This is a genomic window from Acinetobacter rudis (assembly GCF_031157835.1).
Lineage (GTDB): Bacteria > Pseudomonadota > Gammaproteobacteria > Pseudomonadales > Moraxellaceae > Acinetobacter > Acinetobacter rudis_A.
On record NZ_JAVIDR010000029.1, the window covers coordinates 1 to 26395 of the forward strand.

25 protein-coding genes are annotated in these 26395 nt (G+C 39.0%); 8 read left to right on the forward strand and 17 right to left on the reverse strand.

From position 1 onward, the window contains the following. Positions 1 to 88 precede the first annotated feature (88 nt). Positions 89 to 1294: an amino acid aminotransferase gene (locus tag RFH42_RS15955; protein WP_308976868.1), complete on the reverse strand. Its 1206-nt coding sequence runs from the start codon at positions 1292 to 1294 to the stop codon at positions 89 to 91. A 201-nt stretch (positions 1295 to 1495) separates the two neighbouring features. On the opposite strand from RFH42_RS15955, the gene RFH42_RS15960 reads away from it, so the two are divergent. Together RFH42_RS15960 and RFH42_RS15965 are read left to right on the forward strand one after the other, a co-directional pair. After that, the gene (locus tag RFH42_RS15960) at positions 1496 to 2266 is read left to right on the forward strand and encodes an alpha/beta fold hydrolase (protein WP_308976870.1); all 771 of its coding nucleotides are present in this window, start codon (positions 1496 to 1498) and stop codon (positions 2264 to 2266) included. A 98-nt stretch (positions 2267 to 2364) separates the two neighbouring features. Beyond that, a complete protein-coding gene (locus RFH42_RS15965) occupies positions 2365 to 3555 on the forward strand; it encodes an MFS transporter (protein ID WP_308976872.1) in 1191 nt (396 codons plus the stop codon). 106 nt (positions 3556 to 3661) lie between these two features. Here RFH42_RS15965 and RFH42_RS15970 read toward each other — a convergent pair whose 3' ends face one another. The 11 genes from RFH42_RS15970 to RFH42_RS16020 all read right to left on the reverse strand — a co-directional run bounded on the left by RFH42_RS15970 (position 3662) and on the right by RFH42_RS16020 (position 14605). Next, a complete protein-coding gene (locus RFH42_RS15970; protein ID WP_308976873.1) occupies positions 3662 to 3958 on the reverse strand; it encodes a cyd operon YbgE family protein in 297 nt (98 codons plus the stop codon). Between the two features lie 3 nt (positions 3959 to 3961). Further along, positions 3962 to 4063, reverse strand: a complete 102-nt coding sequence (cydX, locus tag RFH42_RS15975; RefSeq protein ID WP_002120988.1) for a cytochrome bd-I oxidase subunit CydX — start codon at positions 4061 to 4063, stop codon at positions 3962 to 3964. A 23-nt stretch (positions 4064 to 4086) separates the two neighbouring features. Continuing rightward, positions 4087 to 5235: a cytochrome d ubiquinol oxidase subunit II gene (gene cydB, locus RFH42_RS15980; RefSeq protein ID WP_308976874.1), complete on the reverse strand. Its 1149-nt coding sequence runs from the start codon at positions 5233 to 5235 to the stop codon at positions 4087 to 4089. Continuing rightward, entirely contained in the window at positions 5232 to 6818 is a 1587-nt protein-coding gene (locus RFH42_RS15985) for a cytochrome ubiquinol oxidase subunit I (RefSeq protein ID WP_308976875.1), read from the reverse strand. Before RFH42_RS15985 ends, cydB begins: the two co-directional genes overlap by 4 nt. Continuing rightward, positions 6818 to 7009 carry a cytochrome oxidase putative small subunit CydP gene (gene cydP / locus RFH42_RS15990; protein ID WP_308976876.1) on the reverse strand — a complete coding sequence of 64 codons (192 nt, stop codon included), beginning with the start codon at positions 7007 to 7009 and terminating at the stop codon, positions 6818 to 6820. The genes RFH42_RS15985 and cydP overlap by 1 nt, the downstream gene beginning before the upstream one ends. Positions 7010 to 7496: 487 nt before the next feature. Beyond that, on the reverse strand, positions 7497 to 7943 hold the full coding sequence (locus tag RFH42_RS15995; RefSeq protein ID WP_308976877.1) for a universal stress protein: 447 nt from the start codon (positions 7941 to 7943) through the stop codon (positions 7497 to 7499). 113 nt (positions 7944 to 8056) lie between these two features. Next, a complete protein-coding gene (locus tag RFH42_RS16000; RefSeq protein ID WP_308976878.1) occupies positions 8057 to 8953 on the reverse strand; it encodes a hydroxymethylglutaryl-CoA lyase in 897 nt (298 codons plus the stop codon). Beyond that, a complete protein-coding gene (locus tag RFH42_RS16005) occupies positions 8950 to 10971 on the reverse strand; it encodes an acetyl/propionyl/methylcrotonyl-CoA carboxylase subunit alpha (protein WP_308976879.1) in 2022 nt (673 codons plus the stop codon). Before RFH42_RS16005 ends, RFH42_RS16000 begins: the two co-directional genes overlap by 4 nt. A gap of 10 nt (positions 10972 to 10981) precedes the next feature. Next, positions 10982 to 11779 (reverse strand): enoyl-CoA hydratase/isomerase family protein, encoded by a 798-nt coding sequence (locus tag RFH42_RS16010; protein ID WP_308976880.1) that lies wholly within the window; start codon positions 11777 to 11779, stop codon positions 10982 to 10984. Positions 11780 to 11788: 9 nt separating this feature from the next. Next, entirely contained in the window at positions 11789 to 13390 is a 1602-nt protein-coding gene (locus RFH42_RS16015) for a carboxyl transferase domain-containing protein (RefSeq protein ID WP_308976882.1), read from the reverse strand. Between the two features lie 42 nt (positions 13391 to 13432). Continuing rightward, complete coding sequence (locus RFH42_RS16020; protein WP_308976883.1) at positions 13433 to 14605, reverse strand: isovaleryl-CoA dehydrogenase; 1173 nt, start codon at positions 14603 to 14605, stop codon at positions 13433 to 13435. A 151-nt stretch (positions 14606 to 14756) separates the two neighbouring features. On the opposite strand from RFH42_RS16020, the gene RFH42_RS16025 reads away from it, so the two are divergent. The 4 genes from RFH42_RS16025 to cysK all read left to right on the forward strand — a co-directional run bounded on the left by RFH42_RS16025 (position 14757) and on the right by cysK (position 19096). Further along, a complete protein-coding gene (locus RFH42_RS16025) occupies positions 14757 to 15383 on the forward strand; it encodes a TetR/AcrR family transcriptional regulator (RefSeq protein ID WP_308976884.1) in 627 nt (208 codons plus the stop codon). A gap of 116 nt (positions 15384 to 15499) precedes the next feature. Beyond that, positions 15500 to 17191 carry an AMP-binding protein gene (locus RFH42_RS16030; RefSeq protein WP_308976885.1) on the forward strand — a complete coding sequence of 564 codons (1692 nt, stop codon included), beginning with the start codon at positions 15500 to 15502 and terminating at the stop codon, positions 17189 to 17191. Positions 17192 to 17291: 100 nt separating this feature from the next. Further along, entirely contained in the window at positions 17292 to 17966 is a 675-nt protein-coding gene (locus RFH42_RS16035) for a class I SAM-dependent methyltransferase (protein WP_308976889.1), read from the forward strand. Between the two features lie 131 nt (positions 17967 to 18097). Next, positions 18098 to 19096 (forward strand): cysteine synthase A, encoded by a 999-nt coding sequence (gene cysK / locus RFH42_RS16040; RefSeq protein WP_308976890.1) that lies wholly within the window; start codon positions 18098 to 18100, stop codon positions 19094 to 19096. A gap of 139 nt (positions 19097 to 19235) precedes the next feature. On the opposite strand, the gene gcvH is transcribed toward cysK, so the two are convergent. The 4 genes from gcvH to RFH42_RS16060 all read right to left on the reverse strand — a co-directional run bounded on the left by gcvH (position 19236) and on the right by RFH42_RS16060 (position 23195). Further along, positions 19236 to 19610 (reverse strand): glycine cleavage system protein GcvH, encoded by a 375-nt coding sequence (gene gcvH / locus RFH42_RS16045; RefSeq protein ID WP_308976891.1) that lies wholly within the window; start codon positions 19608 to 19610, stop codon positions 19236 to 19238. 93 nt (positions 19611 to 19703) lie between these two features. Continuing rightward, positions 19704 to 20726: an AraC family transcriptional regulator gene (locus RFH42_RS16050; protein WP_374990846.1), complete on the reverse strand. Its 1023-nt coding sequence runs from the start codon at positions 20724 to 20726 to the stop codon at positions 19704 to 19706. 94 nt (positions 20727 to 20820) lie between these two features. Further along, positions 20821 to 21285, reverse strand: a complete 465-nt coding sequence (locus RFH42_RS16055) for a MaoC family dehydratase (RefSeq protein WP_308976893.1) — start codon at positions 21283 to 21285, stop codon at positions 20821 to 20823. Positions 21286 to 21359: 74 nt separating this feature from the next. Beyond that, on the reverse strand, positions 21360 to 23195 hold the full coding sequence (locus tag RFH42_RS16060) for an ABC transporter ATP-binding protein (protein ID WP_308976894.1): 1836 nt from the start codon (positions 23193 to 23195) through the stop codon (positions 21360 to 21362). A gap of 923 nt (positions 23196 to 24118) precedes the next feature. Between RFH42_RS16060 and RFH42_RS16065 the strand changes: the two genes are divergently transcribed. Further along, on the forward strand, positions 24119 to 24319 hold the full coding sequence (locus tag RFH42_RS16065; protein WP_308976895.1) for a hypothetical protein: 201 nt from the start codon (positions 24119 to 24121) through the stop codon (positions 24317 to 24319). Between the two features lie 83 nt (positions 24320 to 24402). Here RFH42_RS16065 and RFH42_RS16070 read toward each other — a convergent pair whose 3' ends face one another. Beyond that, the gene (locus RFH42_RS16070; RefSeq protein WP_308976896.1) at positions 24403 to 25332 is read right to left on the reverse strand and encodes a DMT family transporter; all 930 of its coding nucleotides are present in this window, start codon (positions 25330 to 25332) and stop codon (positions 24403 to 24405) included. Between the two features lie 87 nt (positions 25333 to 25419). Between RFH42_RS16070 and RFH42_RS16075 the strand changes: the two genes are divergently transcribed. Beyond that, the gene (locus tag RFH42_RS16075) at positions 25420 to 26292 is read left to right on the forward strand and encodes a LysR family transcriptional regulator (protein WP_308976897.1); all 873 of its coding nucleotides are present in this window, start codon (positions 25420 to 25422) and stop codon (positions 26290 to 26292) included. Positions 26293 to 26395 lie beyond the last annotated feature (103 nt).

A 26395-nucleotide genomic window follows, 5' to 3' on the forward strand; every position in this document is an offset into this window, starting at 1 on the left:
TTACGAAACAGTGTTTCTCAGGACATAAGCGTCTAGCAGTAGGAATCACCCCCATTTAAGGGGGTGAGGATGTCAATCGACAAAGATATTAACTATTTTTTTGGATTACAGTTGCCATAGACTGTGCAACATAGTCGATATTTTTGCTATTTAGACCTGCAACACAGATACGACCACTACCAACGAGGTAGATGGCAAAGTCATCACGCAATACTTTAACTTGATCAGCAGTTAAGCCCGTATAACTGAACATACCTTGTTGTTTGATTAAATAACTGAAATCACGTTCTGGCATAACTTGTTTAAGTTGATCATGTAAGCGCTGACGCATATCTTTGATACGATCACGCATTTGATTCAATTCTTGATTCCAATCTTGGTACAACGCATCATGATTGAGTACATCATTTACCAAAAATGCACCAGTGCTTGGTGGATTAGAGTAGATACGGCGAATTGTGGCTTTTAATTGCCCCAAGACATTTTGTGCAGTTGCAGTATCGTCACAGACAACACTTAGACCACCAACACGCTCACCATAAAGTGAGAAGATCTTTGAATAAGAGTTGCTGACAATAAAATTTAGACCAGCACGGTCGAAGGCGCGTATAGCATAAGCATCTTGTTCTAAACCTTGGCCAAAACCTTGATAAGCAATGTCTAAGAAGGGAATGAGTTCACCTTGTTTACATACTTTAATTACTTGGTCCCATTGCTCATCGTTTAGATCAGCACCAGTTGGGTTATGGCAGCAAGGGTGAAGCAATACAATTCCCTGTTTTGGAATTTGCTTGAGCGTATCAAGCATTGCAGCAAAATCTACGCCATTGGTAGCAGCATTGTAGTATGGGTAGAAATGACTTTTAATCCCAGCGCCATTGAATATTGCAATATGGTTATCCCAAGTTGGTTGGCTTACCCATACATCAGAATCTGGGAAATACTTTTTAAGCAGATCCGCACCTACTTTTAGGGCACCAGAACCACCTAAGGTTTGCACAGTGACAACACGGCCAGCTTGGCAAGCGGGGCTTTGATCACCGAAGAGCAATTTTTGTGTTGCTTGGTTATATGACTTTAATCCATCCATTGGAAGATAAGATTTAACCTTATCATTATCCTTGGCAATATGGGTATGTGCGGTTTTTACTGCATTAAGCTGAGGTACAATACCTTGCTCATTGTAGTAAAGACCAATACTTAAATTGACCTTTTCTGTACGTTGATCTTTATTAAACTCTTCCATTAGGGACAGAATTGGGTCACCTGCATATGCATCGACATGTTGAAACATGGCTTTAAAGTCCTAGTTGATCTTGTTGTAAAACGTTATCGCAAGGGAGATTGATCGAAAACATCCAATAAATTCCTGCGAGGACTAATCTAATACAGGTTTTTATGCGAATTGTCCAAGATATTTTGGCTATTGATCTTTATACTTTGTAATTAGGAACGCTGTATCGAAGCTTTTTTCACTTTTTAATTGGGTATTTTTATGATTCTGAATTTGGAACACCGTCAACCTGAACAACCAAGCCTTCATGCACCTCTCGTATTTATTCATGGGTTATTTGGCAGTATGGGGAATTTAGGCGTGTTGGCACGTGCTTTTGAACACAGTCATGAAATCATTCAAGTTGATGTTCGAAACCACGGTCGCTCTCCACGCTCTTCAGCATTGAGTTACGATGAAATGGCGCAAGATATTCTTGATAGCCTAGATCATTTAAAAATTGAGCAGTTTAGTGTGGTTGGTCATTCAATGGGGGGCAAAATTGCCATGACATTGGCAAAACTTGCTGCACAGCGCCTGCATAAATTGGTGGTGCTGGATATGGCACCATATGCTTATCAAGAAAACCATCATGACACTATTTTTCAAGCACTTTTTGCAGTCCAAAATGCACAGCTTGCAACACGAAAACAAGCCACTGAGCTGATGCAAACGTATATTAAAGAAAACATGGTTATACAATTCTTATTAAAGTCATGGTCACAAGGGCAGTGGCTTTTTAATGTTGATGCACTATATACGCATTATGCTGATATATTGTCTTGGCAGCCACAACCTGCATGGTTGCAACCTGCATTGTTTGTTCGGGGTGGTAATTCGCACTATGTCAGTCAAGACATCCAAATTGCAGCTGTACAGCAGCAGTTTCCACAAGCCCAAATTGAAACGATTCAAAATGCAGGCCATTGGTTACATGCAGAGCAACCAGTAGAAGTAGTTAAGGTCATGAAAGATTATATTAATCAAATTTAGATACTTTGAGGGTATTTAGTTATACCTAATAAATTCAACTAATTAACACGAGTTCTGCGTATACTTGATGATTCTAGTATTTTCATGGATGAAAATGAGTGCGAGTTCAAGTTTTCCGTAGTCCTGAATTATGGATCATTGTGGCAGGTTATTCTGCTGCAGTTCATGTGGGGAAATTATCTCCTGCAATTCCAGTATTTCGTCAGGCCTTTGATCTAAGCTTATTACAAGCAGGGCTCGCTTTATCATTGGTGCAAGCTGCAGGGATGTTATTTGCATTATTGATAGGTGCCTTTTCGGCACATATTGGTTTAAAGCGCTGTCTGATTACTGGATTATGTGCATTAGGTTTGGCCAGCAGTAGTAGTCTGCTTATTGATCATGTTGTGAGTTTGTTTTTTTTCCGCTTCATTGAGGGATTAGGCTTTTTATTAGTCACCTTGTCAGCCCCAGCAATTTTAAAACAGATTTGTGCACCAGAAACAATGAGTTTAAAGATGGGGATTTGGAGCTCATATATGGGCTTAGGTGTATGTTTGGCCTTATTGAGTATTCCTGTATTATTTCAGTATTTTGATTGGAAAAGTGTATGGTTCTTCCTAGGCATATTCAGTTTCTTACTTGCTTTTTGCTGTCATCGCTTCGTCCATGTAGCAAGACCGTCAACATCATTTGATTTTTCAGCTTTCTGGGATACGGTTAAAGTGACAATTAGGCATCCACCTATTGTGTGTTTAGCTTTAATCTTCGCTTGTTATACGAGCCAATGGTTAACCATGATTGGTTTTTTGCCTAGTATCTATTTAAGTCATCATATTCGTCTAGAGTTAGCTGGGGTATTAACCGCAGGAGTCGCCTTTGTCAATGTGGTGGGTACACTGACAGCTGGTTACCTGATGCAACGAGGTATGAAGTCTAAGCAGTTAATGATTTTTGGTTTTAGTATGATGTGTCTAGGAAGTTGGTTAGCGCTAGAGGATGCAATTATTCTACCATTTGCCTTACAGTATCTTGGAGTCATTTTCTTTTCTTTATTTGGTGGTTTTATTCCAACAGTTGTTTTTGCGATTTGTTTGAATTGTGCTCCCCGTGCCAATGCAGTGGCTTCAAGTTTTGGTTTGGTTCTACAAGTTTCAGCATTAGGACAATTCATGATTCCACCATTAAGTGGATTACTCGTAGGGCACACACATGATTGGAGTAATATTGCGTGGATTTCAACTGTTTTATCGGCTACGGGGATTGTTATTGTGACTTTGCTGATGACTCGGTATCAAAAAATAGCCTAAGCAAATTACTAATTATAATAAATTTTAACCCTGAAAATTAATACTGAAATTTGAATAGATCAAAAAAAGAGTGCTTACGCACTCTTTTTAACTTGATGTGTTGGGTTTAAGCAATAAACCAAGTGTAGTATCCCCAGAACATTAATGGCCAAGCCACAAATGGGCTAAATAACCATTTCCATAACCAGAAACGCGGCATAAAGCCTACACCCGTAACAAAACCGCCGGAAATCCCCACCATGATCATCATAATCGCACTATGACTATAGTGACCATTGGCATCAAGCATGGCGTTTGGATGAATGAGTAAAACCGCAGCAAGAGGCAATGCCAACAAAAACGAAATGGCCATAACCCACTTATTCGGTTGAACTTGATTTGGTGACATTGCAACTTCAGTCATGTTTTATTCCTCGTCCAAATCTTGGTGATGTTCAATATAGAGGGCACTGAGTACACCTGCAAAGCAAGCCATCAATATGCCAAGAATCCAAGCAAAATACCACATAATTTGTTCTCCTTGTGATTCGATTAATACAGACTATGTGTATTGTCTTGGATGTGTTTTTTGGTGATTACACCCCACATCTTGTAATAACACCAAGTTGTATAAATCAGGATTAAAGGTACAAAAATACACGCAACCACAGTCATCACTGTTAGGGTATTTTTACTTGCAGTCGCATCCCACATTGTCAAACTTGACACTGGATTAATGCTTGAAGGCATTAAGAATGGGAACAATGCAAAACCAGCGGTTAAGATTGCACCACAAAGTGCAAGTGATGTACCAGCAAAACTGAGGCCTGCTTTGTTTTTAGATGCAGCAAGCACAACAATTAGACCGCCAAGTATACCAACAATAGGAGCAACCATTGTAATTGGGTACAAGCTATAGTTGTTCATCCAACCTGGGTTTTGATCAGTTACAACTTGTTTAACTAAAGGATTAGATGCACCGTTTACATCAAAACTTCCAGCAACAAGACTATAACCTTGAATGTTGCCGAAGTATAACCAAGCACCAGCACCGATAAAGCAAACTAGGAATAAAATACCCATGATTTGTGTTGCTTTTGCAGAACGTTTGCGTAGGTCACCATCTGTACGTAACATTAACCAAGCACCGCCGTGAGCACACAGCATAGCCACACTTACTAAACCACAAACAATTGAGAATGGGTTAAGTAACTGGAAGAAGTTACCTGCATAGTGAGAACGTACAGTAGCATCAAGCTCAAATGGTACGCCAAGGAACATGTTACCGAAAGCAACACCAAATACTAAAGCAGGAACCAAACCACCAACACATAGTCCCCAGTCCCATGCATTACGCCATTTAGTGTTTTCTAATTTTGAACGATAGTCAAAGCCAACTGGACGTAAAAAGAGCGCAAAGAGTACTAATAGTAAGGCCCAATACATACCAGAGAATGCTGTTGCATATACCATTGGCCATGCAGCAAACAGTGCACCACCTGCAGTAATGAACCAAACTTGGTTACCATCCCAGTGCGGTGCAATCGTGTTAATTGCAGCGCGACGTTCTTCATCGTTTTTACCAACGAATGGCATGATCGCCATGGCGCCCATATCGAAGCCATCGGTGAGTGAGAAGCCGAGGAGGAGTACTCCAATCAGTACCCACCAAATAATTCTGAGTAGTTCATATTCGATCATGCTTGAGTCTCCTCTGATGCTTTATTTTGAGCAGAGAGTTTTTCAAAATGATATTTGCCAGTATGTAATGAACTTGGTCCTAAACGAGAGAATTTGATCATTAGATACATTTCAATCACAAGTAATACTGTATAGAAGGTTGCTAGAGCAGCAATTGAGCCCATCACATCACCAGTACTCAGTGTTGAAGTAGACAAGTGTGTAGGTAAAACTTCACCAATCGTCCAAGGTTGACGACCAACTTCAGCTACATACCATCCTGTTTGCGCAGCAATCCAAGGAAGTGGTAAAGCAAAGAGTGCAAATTTTAATAACCATGGTTTGTTCTCAGCATTGCGTTTAGCGACTGCAAACGTAGCAAGAACAAAGAGTAATAGCATTAGGAAACCAGATGCAACCATCGCACGGAATGCCCAGAATAAACTTGGTACATGTGGAATAGTATCTTTACTCGCAGCTTTAATATCTGCTTCTGTTGCATCTACAACGTTAGGTGCATATTTTTTGAGTAATAAGCCATAACCTAAGTCTTTTTGCGTTTGTTCAAATGCAGTTTTAAGCTCAGGTGATTTGTCACCTGCACGAAGTTTTTCAAGTTGATCATAAGCAATCATACCATTACGAATACGTGCTTCATGCTGAACCATCAGGTCTTTAATACCTGTCACTTCTTTAGTTGTAGAACGTGTTGCAATGATACCCATAACATATGGAATTCTAATTGCATAATCAGTTGTCATGGTTTCTTTATTTGGAATACCAAACAAAGTAAATGCAGCTGGTGCTGGATGAGTATCCCATTCAGCTTCAATTGCAGCGAGTTTAGTTTTTTGTACGTCACCTAATTCATAACCTGATTCATCACCAAGCAAAATAACAGAGAGCGTAGATGCGAGACCAAAAATTGCTGCGATTGCAAAAGAACGACGTGCAAATGGAATGTCACGTTTTTTCAATAAATAGAAACTTGAAATCGCGAGTACAAAGATTGCACCAGTAACATAACCAGCAGAAACAGTATGTACGAATTTAACCTGAGCAACAGGGTTAAAAATCAATGCACCGAAGTCCACCAATTCCATACGCATTGTTTCATAGTTGAACTCTGAACCTACTGGGTTTTGCATCCAGCCATTGGCAACAAGAATCCACAATGCAGACAGGTTGGAGCCAAGCGCTACAAGCCAAGTCACCATTAAATGCTGAACTTTGCTTAAACGATCCCATCCAAAGAAGAAAAGACCAATGAATGTTGATTCGAGGAAGAAGGCCATTAAACCTTCAATAGCGAGTGGGGCACCAAAAATGTCACCAACATAGTGTGAGTAATATGCCCAGTTGGTTCCGAATTGGAATTCCATGGTAAGACCAGTAGTCACACCAAGAGCAAAGTTAATACCAAATAATTTACCCCAGAATTTGGTCATGTCTCGATATATTTCTTTGCCAGAAATCACATAGGTGGTTTCCATAATGGCAAGAATAAATGCGAGTCCTAAAGTTAATGGTACGAAAATAAAGTGATACATTGCGGTCATTGCAAATTGGAACCGCGAAAGATCAACCACGCTTTCAGCAATCATCAACGTGTCTCCTTGATTTGGGAAGAACTGCCAGCAATACGCTCGGCAACTTGATTGTCAAAATCTTTTGGAATAGTTGGTGCGTCGAACCATATATTTTTAATGGCCAGCAAAATAGCAACCTTAATAATTAATATGATTGCTATTTCGATTTTTAAGCGACGTGTTAAATCTTTTGGAATTAAGCTCATTAGATAAGCCTACATTTAAAAAATCTTGCTTTCTATTATTAAACAAATAAAAAGAAATTAAAATAGATTTAAATGACTGGAGGTAAATTAATAATAAAATTAATATAAAACATATGTTTATAAAAAACGATTGATGCGTTATTATTCAATTAAATCTAATAAAAAACCAACTAAAATAGTTGTGAATTTAATTTTATACCATACAAAAACACTCGTATTTAATAATTTGCTTTTTGATTTATAAATGATATAAATCATTATCTCCTGTAGTATTCTTTTTTTATTTTGATAAAACCTATTAAATTAGTTGGTATTAAAATGAATTAATAGTCGAGTAAAATACTCGGAATAAATATTCTAAGATAATAAATCTCAATGCTTTGATATATATAATAAAGCGAAGATAGCATTTGTTTATGACAAAATGATTGAGCTAAAAATGAGAGTCTATAAACAAAAAAATATACTTTTTTCTTTTTAAAACGGTCTAGCCGTTAATCACCATGACGGGTAGTGGACTAATATCTAAAACAGCACGTGGCGTACTACCCGCAAGAATTTTTTTCAAACTATTGCGATTGTGTGCAGCGACAATAATTAAGTCAGCATTGATTTCATCTGCTATGGTGAGTACACCTATGGCTACAGGTATGTCATGAATAACCTTGGTCTGAATGTCAGTAATACCTTGCTGTAGCATTTGATGTTTAAGAATAGTGAGTTGCGCCAGTACTTTGGCTTCAGTTTTTAGTAGATATTGGGTAAAGGAGGGGGCAATTTTATAAAACTCAATTGCAAAGAATGGATCGATGGATATGACGCTCATCAGGGTAACACGGCTATTAAAGGTTAAAGCCAATGTAGTGACATGTTGTATTGCAACTGATGAAATTTGATCATCATCGATGACAAATAAAAGGTGCTGAAATGACATGGTCTGCTCCTCATCAATGTTTTTATTATGTGCTTATAAGTTCTAGCATAGGCTGACTATGCTGAACTTAAAAGCTTTTATTGATTTTTTTAATTGCTGCAAGAGCTTTTTATTTAGTGTGAAGCAGTGTAAGCCTTGGCAAAATGGGCAGGATTATCTCGGCCTAAAACACGACTAATATTCTGACTGGCTGACATAAGCGCTGATTCTTTAATGCCTGTATGAAAACCCATACGTGAAAGCAAATAATAAAGATCTTCAGTCGCAACATTACCTGCCGCACCTTTAGCATAAGGACAACCACCCAGTCCGGCTAGAGATGAGTCAAAAATACGAATGCCTTGTTCTAAAGATTGGTAGACATTGGCGATTGCCATACCATAAGTATCGTGAAAGTGTCCTGCAAGATATTGTGCTTCTAATTCACTCAGACAAGCAGCCCACACCTGTTTGACGCGGTCAGGTGTTGCAGTACCAATTGTTTCGCCCAATGAAATTTCATAGCAGCCCATATCAAACAACTGCGTGACGACTTTAGCCACCTGTTTAGGCGCAATTGCACCTTCATAGGGACAATCAACAATACATGACACATAGCCACGTACCTTGACATTATTGGCTTTGGCCAAAGCCATGACATCTGAAAATTTTTCTAAACTTTCAGCAATTGAACAGTTAATATTTTTTTGTGTGAAGCTTTCTGAGGCAGCTGTAAATACAGCAACCTCTTTACAGCCTACAGCAAGCGCAGACTCCAGTCCGCGCAAATTTGGAGTGAGTAAACTCAATTGTACATTGTGGTCCTGAGGTAATGTTGCAAAGAGTTCGTCACTGCGAGCCATCTGTGGTACCCATTTAGCAGAGACGCAAGACCCGACTTCAATATGTTGTAGCCCAGCATCTATGAGGTCAACAATAAAGTCTTTGCGTTGTTCGAAGCTAATTGGATGTTTCTCATTTTGCAAACCATCTCGCGGACCAACTTCTACAATTTTGACAGTTTCACTCATGCTTGAACTCCTGTGCTACTCGCTTCAGGATGTGCTACAAACTCTAGTAGTTCATCACCAGATTTAACCTGATCACCTACTTGGAAGAAGTTTGCTTTGACTATACCGTCATGAGGTGCACGAATACTGTATTCAATTTTCATTGCTTCTAGGGTTAAAAGAACATCATCTTTTTTTACAGCGTAATTTGCTTCAACAAGCACCTGTGTAATTACCCCTGGCATTGGTGCTTTAAGTCCAGCATCACCACCAGCTTGATCATCTTGAAGATATTGCTGAATAGGTAGTTCAAAACGATGGGTGTAGCTATTTGAGAATACGGTGAGTGAGTCATGACCACGGCTAAAACTAAGCTGCCAACATTGTTGGTTCATCTGTAATATAATTTTATGATCACCACATAATTGCCCTGAAATTTCAAAGTGTTGATCATTATATTGTGCAACAAAGTCTGTTGTAGAGGTCGAAGATCTTGGGCTAAATTGAACCTGATGTTGCTGCTCTGCCTGTAGCAGATTAATTTGCTGTTGTGCAGATACATTAATACGCCAAAGTGCTGTTTGATTCCAAACAGATGGATGCTGATCTGTATTTTTCTTCATTTTTAAAAGCAATTCGATTAAGGCTGAAGCGACAATTAATTTGTCATCAACTTGAGAATCAAATTCAAATAAAGCAGTGTGTTCACGTTGAATTAAGTTTGTATCTAAACGAGCATGCTGAAAAGAGTCAGAACGTACAATACGATCTAAAAAAGCAATATTATTACCTAATCCTTCAACATGAAACTCACCTAAAGCTTTGTGCATTTGCATTAATGCACTGTCACGGTTAGGCGCCCAAACAATCAGTTTGGCAATCATTGGATCATAGAAGGTGGTGATTTCATCGCCTTCAATAATACCGCTATCTACACGAACATGTTCATTTTGCTGTGGGTAGTGCAGATAGTTGATTTTTCCGATAGCGGGTAAAAATCCTTTTTCAGGCTCTTCTGCATAAACACGCGCTTCTAGTGCGTGACCATTAATTGTTAGTTCATTTTGTAATTTAGGGAGTCTTTCACCTGCGGCGACGCGAAGTTGCCATTCAACCAAGTCCTGACCTGTAATCATTTCTGTTACTGGGTGTTCAACTTGCAGACGGGTGTTCATTTCCATGAAATAAGCAGTACCATCTTGTTCAACAATAAATTCAACTGTGCCAGCACCTACATAGTTAACAGCTAGGGCTGCATCTATGGCAGCTTGACGCATTTGTACCAGTTTTTCCTCAGACATACCTGGGGCTGGTGCCTCTTCAAGCACTTTTTGGTGGCGACGTTGGACTGAACAATCTCGCTCAAATAGGTGTACACAGTTACCTTGTTGGTCGGCAAAAACTTGAACCTCAATGTGACGCGGATTAACCACATAGCGCTCAATTAATACATCGTCATTAGCAAAACTTGATTTAGCTTCACTTTTACAAGAAGCCAATGCAGGTAAAAATTCAGCTGCACACTCTACCAAACGCATACCTTTACCACCGCCACCAGCACTGGCTTTAATCAGTACTGGGTAACCAATTTGATCGGCTTGTTGCTTTAAAAAATGAGCATCTTGGTTATTACCATGGTAGCCAGGAGTAAGGGGAACACCTGCTTCTTGCATGAGCGCTTTCGATGTGGCTTTTAAACCCATCGCTAAAATGGCTTCTACAGGTGGGCCAATAAAGACAATATTGTTGTTTTTACAAGCAAGTGCGAATTGATCATTTTCAGATAGGAAGCCGTAACCTGGGTGAATCGCTTGTGCACCTGTGGTTAACGCCGCTTGGATAATACGATCAATTTGTAAATAGCTTTGTGCTGCTGGTGATTCACCAATATAAACAGCTTCATCTGCCTGTAACACATGTTGTGCAGTTGCATCTGCATCTGAGTAAACTGCAACGGTAGCAATACCAAGTTTTTTAGCACTACGAATCACGCGACAAGCAATTTCACCACGGTTGGCAATGAGTATTTTTTCAAACATGTCATGATCCTTATTGTTGTGTAGTCTGAGTCCATTCAGGGCGTTGTTTATTTAAAAAAGCATGTAATCCTTGTTTTGCCTCTGCACCTTGTCGCAACATTGCGATGTGTTGTGCGGTGCGATCTAACAATTGATCATCAATTATTTGATTTGCAACCAATTCAATCAGCTGTTTAGATGCTTGCTGGGCAAAGGGGCCACCAAGTAAAATTGCTTCAATAATCTGATCAATTTTACTGTCAAGTTGCTCAGGAGAAGTCACTTCATGAACTAAACCAAGCGTTGCTGCATGTTCTGCCGAAATTCGTTCTGCTGTTAAAAAGTAACGATATGCTTGACGAGCACCAATGGCACGAATCACATAGGGGCTGATTGTAGAGGGTGCTAGACCTAATCTAACCTCTGAAGTTGCAAATTGAGCATTGTTACTGGCAATACAAATATCACAGGCCGCCGCGAGTCCCATACCACCACCCAGTGCTACACCATGAACGCGAGCAATGGTTGGTTGTTTGATTGTGGCTATACGCTGTAACATTTGTGCAAGTTTTAGTGCATCTGCTTGGTTTTCTGCTGTTGAGGCTTCGCCAGCTTGTTTCATCCAGTTAAGATCTGCACCAGCAGAAAAGCTTTTTCCATGTCCAGCTAATACCACTACGCGTATATCTTCACGGTGATGAAGTTCATCAAAGCAGTGATGAAGTTCAGCAATCAGTTGGCTATTGAAGGCATTATGTAGCTCACCACGATTTAACCAAACTGTTGCACGTTGTTGCTGACAATCCAGTTGTAAAAATTGATAATCCATTGTTTCCTCCTACATCCGAAAAACGCCGAACTTAGTATCAGCAATGGGTGCATTTAAAGCAGCTGCTAAACTGAGTCCTAAAACATGACGAGATTGGGCTGGGTCAATAACACCATCATCCCAAAGGCGTGCAGAAGAGTAATATGGATGGCCTTGGCGTTCATATTGTTCACGAATTGGTTGTTTAAATTGATCTTCTTGTTCAGCAGACCATTGCTCACCTTTCATTTCAATTTGATCACGCTTTAATGTAGATAGTACGCTAGCCGCTTGTTCACCACCCATCACTGAAATTCGAGAATTTGGCCACGTCCATAGGAAACGTGGTGAATAGGCACGCCCACACATACCATAGTTACCAGCACCAAATGATCCACCCACAATTAAGGTCAGTTTTGGAACATTGGCATTTGCAACTGCCATAACCAATTTAGCTCCATGTTTGGCAATCCCTTCATTTTCATACTGGCGACCGACCATGAAGCCAGTAATATTTTGAATAAAGAGTAGGGGAATCTTGCGCTGACAACAGAGTTCAATGAAATGTGCTCCTTTTTGAGCAGACTCTGAAAATAAAATACCGTTATTGGCAATGATCCCTACAGGCATACCATAAATTTTGGCAAAACCTGTGACGAGAGTTGAACCAAAGCGTGCTTTAAATTCATCGAGTTGTGAACCATCTACAATACGAGCAATCACTTCACGAATATCAAATGGTTTACGTGTATCACTAGGAATTACACCATAAAGTTCTTCTGCTGCATAAAGTGGAGCTGCAAAATCAGCTGTTGAGGTGTTGGCTTCTAAGTTTAAATTTGCGACGATTTGACGTGCAATATTTAACGCATGTTGGTCATTCTCAGCTAAGTGATCCGCAACACCAGATAGGCGAGTATGTACATCACCCCCTCCAAGATCTTCACTACTGACGACTTCACCTGTAGCTGCTTTAACTAAAGGTGGCCCACCTAAAAAGATTGTTCCTTGTTGGCGGACAATAATAGTCTCATCAGACATTGCAGGCACATATGCACCACCTGCAGTACAGCTTCCCATTACCACCGCAATTTGAGCAATACCTTGGCTTGACATACGAGCTTGATTGTAGAAGATACGGCCAAAATGATCACGGTCAGGAAATACTTCATCCTGCATAGGTAGAAAGGCACCACCTGAATCAACCAAATAGATACATGGCAAACGATTTTGCTCAGCAATTTCTTGCGCACGTAAATGTTTTTTGACAGTAAGAGGGTAATACGTTCCACCTTTAACTGTTGCATCATTAGCGACAATCATGCAACTAATGCCATGCACTTGGCCGATACCTGCTACTACACCAGCAGCTGGAATATCATCGGTGTAAACAGAATATGCAGCCAATTGACCAATTTCTAAAAAAGCACTGCCAGGATCAATCAACTGATTAATACGTTCGCGTGCCAGTAGTTTTCCTCGTGCATGGTGTTTGTCACGGGCTTTTTCATCTCCACCAAGCGCAACTTTATTGGCAACTTGTTTGAGGTCATTGACGATATGTTGCATTGCTGCGTGATTGTTTTTGTATTCGTCACTACGAATATTTATTTTACTGTGCAGTTGATTCATGCTTATGTCCTTATCTAGATATTGAACGGTGATTTCTCTTCACTATTTGGTTTCATTAAAGAGTTCACGACCAATCAACATGCGGCGAATTTCAGATGTACCCGCACCAATTTCATAGAGTTTGGCATCACGCCATAAACGGCCAGTATTGTATTCATTGATATAACCATTACCACCTAAGCTTTGAATTGCTTCACCTGCCATCCAAGTGGCTTTTTCTGCAGCATATAAAATGGCACTTGCTGCATCTTTACGTAAGCTTCGATCGTGATCGGCTTTATCGCATGCTGCACCAACGGCATAGACAAGCGCTTTACAGGCAAGCCAAGTCGAGTACATATCGGCCAATTTACCTTGCATTAACTGGAACTCACCTAAAGCTTGACCAAATTGTTTACGGTCGTGCAAATAGGGAATAACTTCATCTAAACAGGCATCCATAATACCTAGAGGCCCTGCACTGAGCACTGCACGTTCATAATCGAGGCCACTCATCAGCACTTTTGTGCCATTGCCTACACCACCGAGGATATTTTCTTTTGGAACTTTTACGTTATCAAAAAAGAGTGGGTAAGTATTCGAACCACGCATACCCAATTTATCTAGATGAGTACCATGACTAAAACCTTGCATGTCTTTTTCAACTAAGAATGCAGTCATGCCTTTAGGGCCTGCTTGTAAATCTGTTTTGGCATAAACCACTAAAACATCAGCATCTCCGCCATTGGTAATCCACATTTTTGAGCCATTTAATACATAGTGGTCACCCGCATCTTGTGCGTGTAGCTTCATACTGACGACGTCAGAACCTGCATTAGGCTCAGACATTGCTAAAGCTCCAACAAAGTCGCCAGAAATCAATTTAGGTAAAAAGCGTTGTTTCTGTTCTTCATTACCATTACGGTTAATTTGATTGATACATAGGTTAGAATGTGCGCCATAGGACAAGCCAATCGCTGCAGAGGCACGTGAAATCTCTTGCATAACGATGATATGTGCTAAATAACCGAGGTTAACACCACCATATGCTTCACTGACCGTTAGACCATGTAATCCCATATCACCCATCTTTTTCCAAAGATGTGCTGGAAAAAGGTTTTGTTGATCAACTTGTTGTGCAATTGGGGCAATTTCCTTTGCGCAAAATGCTGCAACAGAGTCACGTAGGGCAAGTAAAGTGTCGTCTAAACCGAAGTTAATGCTTTGTAAATTCATCGTGGTTTGTATCCTTAACGTTATATTTGTCGTTCCTTAGAAAAAGCATTTTTTCTGTGCTTAATAATTAAGATACAGTGCTTTTTTGAAAAAGTGAATATATATTCACAAAATGATTTACAATTCATTTTAATTGGTTGAGAATGAAAACATGAGCTATAAACGATCGTCTATGATGCAAGAGCGTATGCAACAGAACAGGCAAACCATTTTGCAGTCTGCGCGTGAGCTTATTGCTTCTGGCGGCATAAAAGATGCACAAATTCAAGCGATTGCTGAACGTGCTGGCGTGTCCAGTGGTTTGGTTTATCGTTATTTTGACAACAAAAGCCAAGTGTTAATTGAAGTTTTGTCTGCAGCTATACTGCATGAAATTCAAATCTTGAATAAGATTGCGGCAAGTGAACTCAGTGCAAAACAAAAATTACATAAGGCGGTGAAGACGTTTTTAAAACGTGCATTGAATAGCCCACAACTGTCGTATTCATTGATGTTTGAGCCTGTTGATGCCGTGCTTGAACATGAACGTTTCCGCAGTAAGCAACTGATTAAACAAAGCATTAACGAGATATTGGCTGAAGGGAAAATTAGCCATGAATTTGAGTTTGAAGACCTGAACACCGCTTCTTTGTGTGTGGTTGGTGCAATGACTTTTGCAGTGATTGAACCCTTAAATCCATCTCGAAGTGCTAAGTTTGATCAAAGCTACATAGACTATTTTGTCACACAGATTGCCGATTTTTGTGTCAATGCTGTACAACGACAAAGCAATACCTGATCGCGTTTAGAGTTTAGGCATGCAGGTTGGCAATACAAGGACGTAGTCGTAGCCTCACAACACAACAATGAAAGATGTCGATGTAGAAATAAAAAAGAATCAAGGAGTATGATTCAATGACACAACCTAGCTTAAGTTATGCTTATGGAACCAGTCATCAGCCATTACTGGGGATGACGATTGGTGACAAGTTTGATCAGGCTTGTCAGCAATATGCTGAGAAAGATGCATTAATTAGCCTGCATCAAAATATCCGTCTCAGTTACCGTGAGTTGCAAAATCAAGTCAATGCTTTTGCCTGTAGTTTGCTGAAAATGGGACTACAAAAGGGTGATAGGCTTGGTATTTGGTCGCCAAATTGCGCTGAGTGGACAATTGCTCAATTCGCAGCATTCAAAGCAGGGATTATTTTAGTCAATCTGAATCCTGCCTATAAAAGCTATGAAATCGAGTATGTACTCAACAAAGTTGCATGTAAGGGGCTGATTATCGCATCTGCCTTTAAGACCTCAGATTACCAAGAAATTTTAACTCACTTAGCCCCTGAAATTCCGCTTTCGACCGATAAAGAGTTACATTCAGTTCGACTGCCTAAACTTAAATACGTGATTAAAATTGATGATGAGCAACATGCAGGAATCTATCGTTTTAGTGATTTATTAGTTGCGCCAAGTCAAAGTCAGCTTACCGAATTAGCGCATATCACTGCAACATTGCAGTTTGATGAAACCATTAATATCCAGTTTACCTCAGGTACTACAGGTAATCCTAAGGGTACCATGCTGACACACAATAATATTTTAAATAACGGTTATTTTGTCGGGGAAGCAATTCATTTAAGTCCAGAAGATCGTGTTTGTATTTCAGTACCACTATTTCATTGTTTTGGTATGGTAATGGGGAACTTAGCGTGTATTACGCATGGTTCAACCATGATTTATCCATCAGCTGTATTTAATCCATTTGCTTCTTTACAAGCGATTCAACAAGAAAAGTGCACCGCTGCTTATGGTGTGCCGACCATGTTTATTGCCATGTTAGAGCATGAACAATTTGATGAGTTTGACTTAAGTAGTTTACGTACTGGCATTATGGCAGGTAGTCCATGCCCTCAAGAGATTATGCAGCGTGTGATTGATCGTATGCATATGCGTGATATTACTATTTGCTATGGAATGACAGAAACCGCCCCAGTAAGTGCGCAAAGTTCAACCTCAGATAGTTTGGAGTGCCGAGTCGCTACAGTCGGACGTGTTCATCCACATTTAGAAATTAAAGTGGTAGATGAGGAAGGCAAAGTTGTTCCGCGTGGTCAGTTGGGTGAACTGTGTGTACGTGGTTATTCTGTCATGCTGGGGTATTGGGATGATGAGGATAAAACCAAAGAAGTCATTGATGTAGCGAACTGGATGCATACTGGCGATATTGCAGCAATGGATGAGCAGGGGTTTATTCAGATTAAAGGCCGCATTAAAGATGTTGTCATTCGTGGTGGGGAAAATTTATTCCCGAAAGAAATTGAAGATTTCTTATATACTCACCCAGATATTAGTGATGTCCAAGTCATTGGGATTCCTGATGTGAAATATGGTGAAGAACTTTGTGCCTGTATTATTTTGCATGATCATCATCAGGTGACAGAGGAATCTATTCGCGCTTACTGTGCGCAGCATATTTCACACAATAAAGTTCCTCGCTATGTGCAGTTCTTTCAAGAGTTTCCATTAACAGCTTCAGGCAAAGCACAAAAATTTAAGTTGCGTGAGCATATGTGTCAGGAGCTAAATTTGGTCAATGCCTTTAGTTAAGATTTGCTTTATGCGTTAAGTGGTTATGAGACTGCTTGACGCAAATTAGACGGTTTTTCGATGTGTTTTTTAATGATATTGGGTGTGAGTAGAGCGTAGTATGGCTAAAGACTTTAATGATCCTCGTGTAGTAGAAAGTTATGATCAACATATTCGAAAACTTATACCAGGGTATGAACTTATTCATTTACAAGCTCATGCCATCTTAAAAAATATGGTAGCAGAACAAGCTGAAATTGTTGTGGTGGGCTGTGGCACTGGATATGAATTGGCATACTTGGCAGCTCAGTTTCCACAATGGCATTTTTGTGCAATCGACCCTGCACCCAATATGTTGCAACAGGCAAAAGCATATTTAGAAGGGTTACAACTTGCAGATCGCATTCAATTTGTATTAGGAGATAGTACAGTATTACGTGATATGCCTGAACAATTTGATGCAGCACTTGCTATATTGGTTGCACATTTTGTTCCACAACAACATAAATTAGATTTCTTTAAAGACATTGCAAACAGCTTAAAACCAACAGGGATATGTTTAAGCTATGACTTAATGCAATTTCAATATCCTGAACAAGCGACAGTATTAAAAACCATGGCACAACTGACGGGGTTAGCCGAAGCACAAGCGATTAAAATGATTGATCGTTTGGACAGTGATTTCCATTTAGTCATCCTTGATGAACTGTTGGCATTATATCAACAGGCAGGTTTTAAAAATGTGCAACAGTATAGTCAAGTTCTTAATTATATGGGACTCTTTGCGCGAAAGTGAGTGCGGTTTTTGATTGGTCGAGGAGCTAAATGGATATGAATAATTAATATTAGTTTATGTATTAAAATTAAGATCTATTGCATAAAAAAAGATATGATGAGTACATTCTATATGTATTCCAAGGAAAGACCATGACAACTGATCCGCAATTTCCTCAAACAGCAAACAGTGGCATTGCTGTATACAGTAATAATGCTGAAGCAATTGGTAATACACCATTAATCCGTATTAATCGTGTGATTCAATCAGCTGCAACCGTGTTAGCTAAAGTGGAAAGTCGTAACCCTGCATTCTCTGTCAAATGCCGTGTTGGCGCTGCATTGGTTGCAGATGCTGAGGCGAAAGGTTTACTTAAAGCGGGGATGCACATTGTAGAGCCAACGAGTGGTAATACAGGTATTGCACTGGCTTTCGTTGCTGCCGCAAAGGGGTATCCAATTACGCTAACGATGCCTGCAAGTATGAGTATTGAGCGCCGTAAAGTGTTAAAAGCACTTGGAGCAAACTTAGTCTTAACCGAGCCAGCAAAAGGCATGAAAGGGGCAATTGACGAAGCACAGCGTTTAGTGGATGAGCAACCTGAACACTATTACTTGCCACAACAATTTGAAAACCCAGCTAACCCAGCGATTCATGCGGCTACAACAGGTCCTGAAATTTGGCAAGCAACTGGTGGAAAAGTTGATATCTTGGTATCTGGTGTAGGTACTGGTGGAACAATAAGTGGTATTTCACGTTATTTTAAACAAGAAAAACAACAAGCCCTTTATTCTGTTGCTGTTGAGCCAGCTGAATCTGCAATTATTTCCCAATACCGCCGTGGCGAGGATTTAACACCTGGCCCACATAAAATTCAAGGGATTGGGGCAAACTTCATTCCTAAAAACTTAGATTTGTCGTTGGTGGATGAGGTGATTGCGATTGCTGGTGATGATGCTTTAACTTGGGCGCGAGAAACAGCGAAAAAAGAAGGTATCTTAGTGGGTATTTCAAGTGGCGCTGCACTTGCTGCAGCAGCACAATTGGCAGCACGCCCTGAAAATGCAGGTAAAACAATTGTGGTGATATTACCAGACAGTGGTGAGCGTTATTTGTCATCTGTGTTGTTTGAAGATATCTCTGCAGAATAATATTTGAGTACGATTAGCTAAAACTTGTTTTGAATTGAACCCCATAAGTTAGATATAACTTATGGGGTTATTTTTATAACTCTGCTTCATCAAACAGTAATAAAAACAGTGTCTTGTGCTTAGTTGGAGCAATAAGGGATTAGATTCCTTTTTCATACTCTTCATTGCTGAGCAGCTGTTCTACATCAGCAAGATTATTGGCTTGAATTTTATAAATCCAGCCTTTGTCATAAGGAGCATCATTAATAAAGTCTGGGTCATCTTCCAGTGCTTCATTAACAGCAACAATGACTCCATTTACTGGTGCATGAATATCTGAAGCTGTTTTTACAGATTCTAATACCGCTACTGCTTCACCAGCAGTAACTTCACGACCCACTTCTGGTAATTCCACATAAACTAAATCACCCAGAGCTTCTTGTGCGTGATCAGTAATACCTGTAACAACAAGATCATTTTCAATTTTGACCCATTCGTGAGTGGTTGCATATTTTAAAGTTGCTGGATGATTCATGATTGGCTCCTTGACACCGCTAGGTCGAGTAATACTTTGAGGCTGCTTGTAACAGCGCATCTGTTATACAGGGATTTTTAATTAAAAAAAAGTTTATAAATATGGGTCTTTACGCCAACTACTTGGACTACGACCACTCCAGCGTTTAAATGCACGACTAAAATTGGCGACATCAGAGTAGCCGAGTTCATCTGCAATTTGCTCTAAACTGTAGTCTGTTCGCGATAAGAGAGACGTTGCATGCCGATAACGCACTTCATCAACTAAGTTGGAGAATGATGTCCCTTCTGCTGCTAACTGACGTTTTAATGTACGATCTGACATATGTAAATGACTCGCAACACTTTCAATATTTAAATAATGTTGTTCTGAGTGAGTGAGTATATCGCGTACACGCATAGCAAGACGGCGACGTTCCCCCATGGCCGATAGTTCAGCTTCGCATTGATTAATCGCAATTTGACTGGCAATAGGGTCTGCATTGACCATTTTCAAGCCTAAGTACTTTTTATCAAAGCTAGAAATTAAATGGGGTTGATCAAAACGGAACGATGAATCTGGCATGAGTTTTAAATATTTATCAAAGCCTTGTGGCTTAGGAAAATCAAAATCCGTGCTAAATTGTAATTCGTTCATTCCTGTTAATGCTTTACCCATGGTAACAATACCAAAGGTGAGGGCTAAGATGATTTCAGTCCGCAGCGGCTCCAACATGATTTCACATTGTAGTTGTAAGGTTGCATTTTCTTCGAAAGTTGAAAAGTACAACTGTAAAAATGGCATGCGCAATAAAATAAATCGATTTGCTAAAATTAAAGCTTCACTAATATTTTCAGCGGTCATAATCGCATAACCAATGAAGCCATGAATCGAAATACGCATTTGAGCGCCAATTTGATAGCCTAAACTACTTTCTCCAGTGAGTTTTAAGGCATATTTTATCAGTTCATTCGCAACTGGAGCTGCTATACGAAAGTTAGGATCCGCTAAAGTTTCGCTATCAAAATTAAATGGTGCAAATAATGTCTCCGCGTTATATCCCCAACGTGAAACGACGTCTAATAAAAGTAGTCCATAGACGCCTGGTATTCCTTGATCTTGACGGTTTGCTACCATTTGTATCTCTGCCTTCACTTACTCAATCAATTTGGATGTGACATATCTTGGGTTACATATTGTCATAGTATGACAAAGACAATTGAAAAGATTGTCAAACAGTCCTGTCTTGATAGAGTTTAAATTCCTTTTTAAAAACTACAACTTTGGTTGTTGAAATCAGCAGTACATCGCCATGCTGATTTTTGGCTTGGGTGATGTAAGTAACAATACCTCGATCAGTTTTAGATTTAGATGGATTAATTGCAGCTATTTCTACATCTACATGAATTCGATCGCCTGGTCGAGTGGGTTTGGGCCAACGTAGACTAGTTTCAGAACCAATTAAACCATGTGCGATTGGTAAACATTCAGTCCAAAGGCGCATTGTTACAGCAGATGTGTGCCAACCGCTAGCAGCAATACCTTGAAAGATTGGATGATCTTCAGCTTCTTCTTCATCTAAATGAAAGACCTGAGGGTCATATTTTCCAGCAAAACTTTTAATTTCTTCTAAAGTCATTTCATAGTCTTGGCTTTGAAAACGATCACCCACATTGAGGTCTTCTAAATACAACATGTCCAATTCCTTTGTGTGTTGTTTACAACATAAAAAGTAACCATTGTAATGGTTGGGTCTAAATTTTGGTGTGGTTAATCATGTTCTACAATAAAACCACCTGTTTGGCGTTGCCATAATTTGGCATAAATTCCTCCTTGCGCAAGTAGTGCTTCATGGGTGCCTTGTTCAGCAATACGTCCCTGATCTAACACAATTAAACGATCCATTTCTGCAATCGTTGAAAGACGATGTGCAATGGCAATGACTGTTTTACCTGACATTAATTGATTCAGACTAGATTGAATCGCTGCTTCAACTTCAGAATCGAGTGCACTGGTTGCTTCATCTAAAATTAAAATCGGAGCATCTTTTAAAAATACACGAGCAATGGCGATACGTTGACGTTGGCCACCAGACAGCTTTACACCGCGTTCACCGACATAAGCCTCGTAGCCTGTTTTGCCACGTAAATCACTTAGCGTGTGAATAAACTCATTGGCTTCAGCTTTCTTTGCAGCCTCAAACATTTCTTGGTCACTGGCTTCTGGGCGACCATATTTAATATTCTCAGCAACAGATCGATGTAACAATGAAGTATCTTGTGTGACTAAGGCAATGTTTTTACGAAGACTATCTTGTGTCACATCGGCAATGTTTTGCCCATCGATACAAATACTACCTTGGTTTAACTCATGAAAATGCAATAACAGTTGAATGAGCGTGGATTTTCCAGCACCAGAACGGCCCACAATCCCAATTTTTTCACCAGCTTTAATCTCAAGGCTCAATTGATCAATAATATTTTTTTGACCGTCATGATAGGCAAAACTAACTTGGTTAAATTGAATTGCACCTTGTTGTACTTCAAGTACTTTGGCATCGGCTTTATCTTGAATATTGATAGGTTTACTCATGGTCTTCATGCCATCTTGAATAGTTCCAATATTTTCAAATAAAGAAGAAGTTTGCCACATAATAAAGTCAGCCATACTATTGAGTTTTAAAATCATGGCTGTAGTTGCAGCGATTACACCAAGAGCAGCTTGACCGTTTAACCATAAATAGACAGCTGTACCTAATACACCAAAAAAAAGTACGACAGTGAGTAAATGGGTCGTGATCTCAAACAAAGTACCTAAACGCATTTGTTTATAAACTGTGCCCATAAATAATTGCATAGATTCTTTAGCGTACTGACTTTCACGCCCCGCATGAGCAAACAGTTTTACGGTTTGGATATTGGTGTAGGCATCTGTTACTCGGCCAGTCATTACAGCACGAGCATCGGCTTGTTGTGCTGAAATTCGTCCCAAACGTGGAATGAAAAATAAAGCTGAGCTAATAAAGAGCACTAACCACAAAAGTAGGGGTAACAGTAAAATGGGTGAAACAGCACTTAGTACAATACTGATTGTAATAAAGTAGATCAGTACATACGTCAGCATATCTCCTAAAATTAACCAAAACTCACGTACCGCTAACGAAGTTTGCATGACTTTGGCTGACAGGCGTCCAGCAAAATCTTGATGAAAAAAATCTACACTTTGTAAAAGTAATAAATTGTGTAGACGCCATCGAATACGCATTGGAAAGCTACTATACAGAATTTGATGTCGAATAATTGATTGAGCGCTGGCAAATAATATATTAGCGAGTAAAAAAGACGCCAAAATAATCAGGTTTTCACGATGCGAGCTCAAAAAGGTTTCTGGTTTTGATTGGCTTAACCAGTCTACAAGTTGTCCGATTTTTGCAAAAAAGAGTGCTTCAAAGCTCGCTGCCGCAGCTGTAAGAAGGACTAGAAGGAATAAATAACGTCTAACACCAATTGCAGATTGCCACACAAAAGCAAAAAAGCTTCGTGGTAATGGGGTATTTAAATCTTTATTAGGGTAGGGATCAACGCGCTTTTCAAACCATTGCAGCATGTATTTAATCCTTTCACGATTGCAAATCAAATTACAATATTAACTTTTTGCTTGAGTAGATTGGAGGAACTCACTTTATCATTTAAGTGCATTAAAATTAGATGGTAAAGTTTCAAAAAGCGAACATTTCTACTCAAACAGCATAGCAGAAAAACTTACAATATAAGCTGAGTAGTCAATAGAAATAGTTTGAATTGGTGTGAGTTAAGAAGCCAAGTAATTTTAGAATCTTTGACAGCCATTTGAGATTTAGGTTGATTTGAGTTTAAAGCGTGCCTAAGTATAAAGATCATGGTTCTCATTGAGGCTAGTGTAGGGTGCTGTTTAATTTCAGCATAATTTTTCAGATAAGAACTGAACGAAATGATGTACTGTATCTATAGTCACGTAAGTGATGTAATCACATATGGATGGATTTGATGTGTTTAATGGTGTAATCATTATAATTTTGGCGATGTTTACTATTGTTGCTCTAATTTTAGTTGCTGTAGCGAGATATTATAAAAAACGGGAGCAGTCATCAACTTTATTAAATGACCAACATAATACAATGCCTTGGCATATAATAAGTGGAGAACACCATAATAGCTCAACTGTAAGTGATCAGAACTCCTCATGTGAATCCACGAGTAGTGATAGCTCTTCTTGTGATAGTAGCTCCTCATCAGATTAAAGATAAAAACGATAAAGATACTATGCTGTTATCATTAAACTAAATGATTAAATCATCATTAGAAATTTGACTGTTTATCAGGGATGTGACATATTTTTTCAAGAGTTAAGTCATATTGTTGTGACACATAAGTAAAACCTTATAGGGTGACTATTTATGATGAATGAAATAATAATATGTACTTTGTTTTGGTTATCACAAACTAAATAGTTTAAAAATCCAATATGGATGATCCTACGGGAGTAATAAAATGCCTAAAAGTTTTGCTATTCGATTTGCAGCGGTACTACTTGCAGTTCTAGTAATTTTTACAATTGCTATTGAATTATCAACTTCTGGTGAAACTACGGTAATTATGTGGATTTTCGCAGTTCCATTTATTCTTGCGATTCCTATTTTGACTTCTGTAATCCTTGCTAAAAATGATGAAATGGAAATACCAACTAAGTAAGTTAGGTTAAGCATACCGAAATGTTGAGAATAAACCGTCTGTATGCTTGATTGGCTCACTATATAAATGATGTGAAAAGGAACTTAGGTTCCTTTTTTACTGGACGGTTTTTGAATGTGTTTTTTATTGGTCATTAATACCCCAACAAAGCTTAATACTCCACCTATAAACATAGAAGGACTTATATTTTCATTTAATATGAAATAAGCGAGTAGTACTGCAAATAATGGTACGAGATAATTAAAAACAATAGTACGGGTGGCACCGATCTTTTGAATACCTTCGGCATACCAGATAAAGGCCAATACCGTTGCAAAACTGCCTAAATAAAATAAAGCCATCCAAATACTAAAATCTATTTTTAGGGTTGTAATAGCGTCAAGTTGAGTGAAAGTAGCAAGAAACAGAAAAAACGTTCCCCATAGTGTTGAATAGGTAATCATACCCAGAGATGAAACAGTAGGGATAAATTTAGCGCATAAGGTATAAATGACCCAACTGCCAACTGCGATGAGCATCATCCATTCACCATAAGAAAATGATTGATGCAGTTGTGAAAAAAGCTGACCTTTGGTAATAACAATAAAGGTGCCAAAGAGCGCTAGTATTACACCACAATAGTTTAGATAACTTAGTTGTTCTTTAAAAAAAAGCCGTGCTGTAATGAGGGTAAGAATCGGACTCATACTGACAAATAATGCTGTTCTACTGGCAGGCATATATGCTAGTGCTGTAAAAAATGAAAGATTGTATATACATACTCCTGTCAGCCCCATAATTGCTGTTATTCCCAATTGATATTTATTGAGTTTAGGTAATGAGCCTTCTTTTAAATAGATCAACATAATTAATAATATTGAGGCGATGATAAAACGGATCAGAGCAGCAATTTGTGCTGGTATTTCAACTGCAATAACTCGACCTGCAACGAAGGTTCCACCCCAGAGTAAGGCCACACAAATTAATTTGAAATAAACGGTATAGTCAATATAGCGGTTGAGATCACGTAACATGAGTCATTCACTGAAAAGAAGAATGCCTGAATATTAAAATTAATTTATGCTCATGATAAAATGAGTATTTACTCATGATGCACTTCAATGACATTAGTCCAATTAGAAGTTTTTGTTAGTTTGGCTGAGCTAAAAAGCTTTACCTTGACAGCAAAACAACTTGCGGTTTCTCAATCTGCCATTTCTCATGCGCTTAAAGCATTGGAGCAACAATGGCGAGTGCAATTATTTTATCGCAATAATAATGAGGTAGAGCTAACCGCTATTGGATTAGAGCTTGCTGTTTATGCAAGAGAAATGTTGAATATTAGTCGTGCGCTAAAACAAAAAATAGCGGATACGCAGGGCTTTAAATCTGGAAAAATTTCGATTGGTTCATTTGGTGCATCTTCCTCAAACGTGATACTGCCTTTGATTATGGAAAAATTCAGTGCGCTGTATCCTGATGTTGATATCTTGATTGAGGAGGGTAGCGATAGCCAAATCAAGCAGTGGATTGCAGAACGTAAAATAGATGTTGGATTTGTGGTTTTACTAGAGGAGCATTTTGATTATTACCCTTTGATTGAAGATACTTTTGTTGCCTTGATTCCAAAAAGTATTCCACTGTCAAAACAACGATATGTCAATTTGCATGAATTGGTTGAATATCCATTTTTAATGACAGCAGCAGGAAGTCAGCCATATATTGAAAATTTATTTCAACAGAAGCAGTTAACACCAAAGATTCAAGGTTATTTTTCCCAAATTTTAAGCATAGTTCATATGGTTAATAATCAAGTAGGAGTATCAATTGTGGCGGATTTAGCTTTAGATCATCATTTACTTCAACATTATACTGAGTTGGTAAAACTTCCATTAGAACCACATGTAAAGCGTTCTATAGCACTTGCAGTTAAAAATAAGCATCAAATCTCACCTTTAATCCAAGAGTTTATTAAAATAGCCCAATCTATTTAGCGAGGAATGGCTCTCTATGGTTATTTGTTTATCCGATGGAGCGTAAAACCTCATCGTTCAGGGTGAGGATATAAGTGACTGGCGTAAGCCATATGACACATTT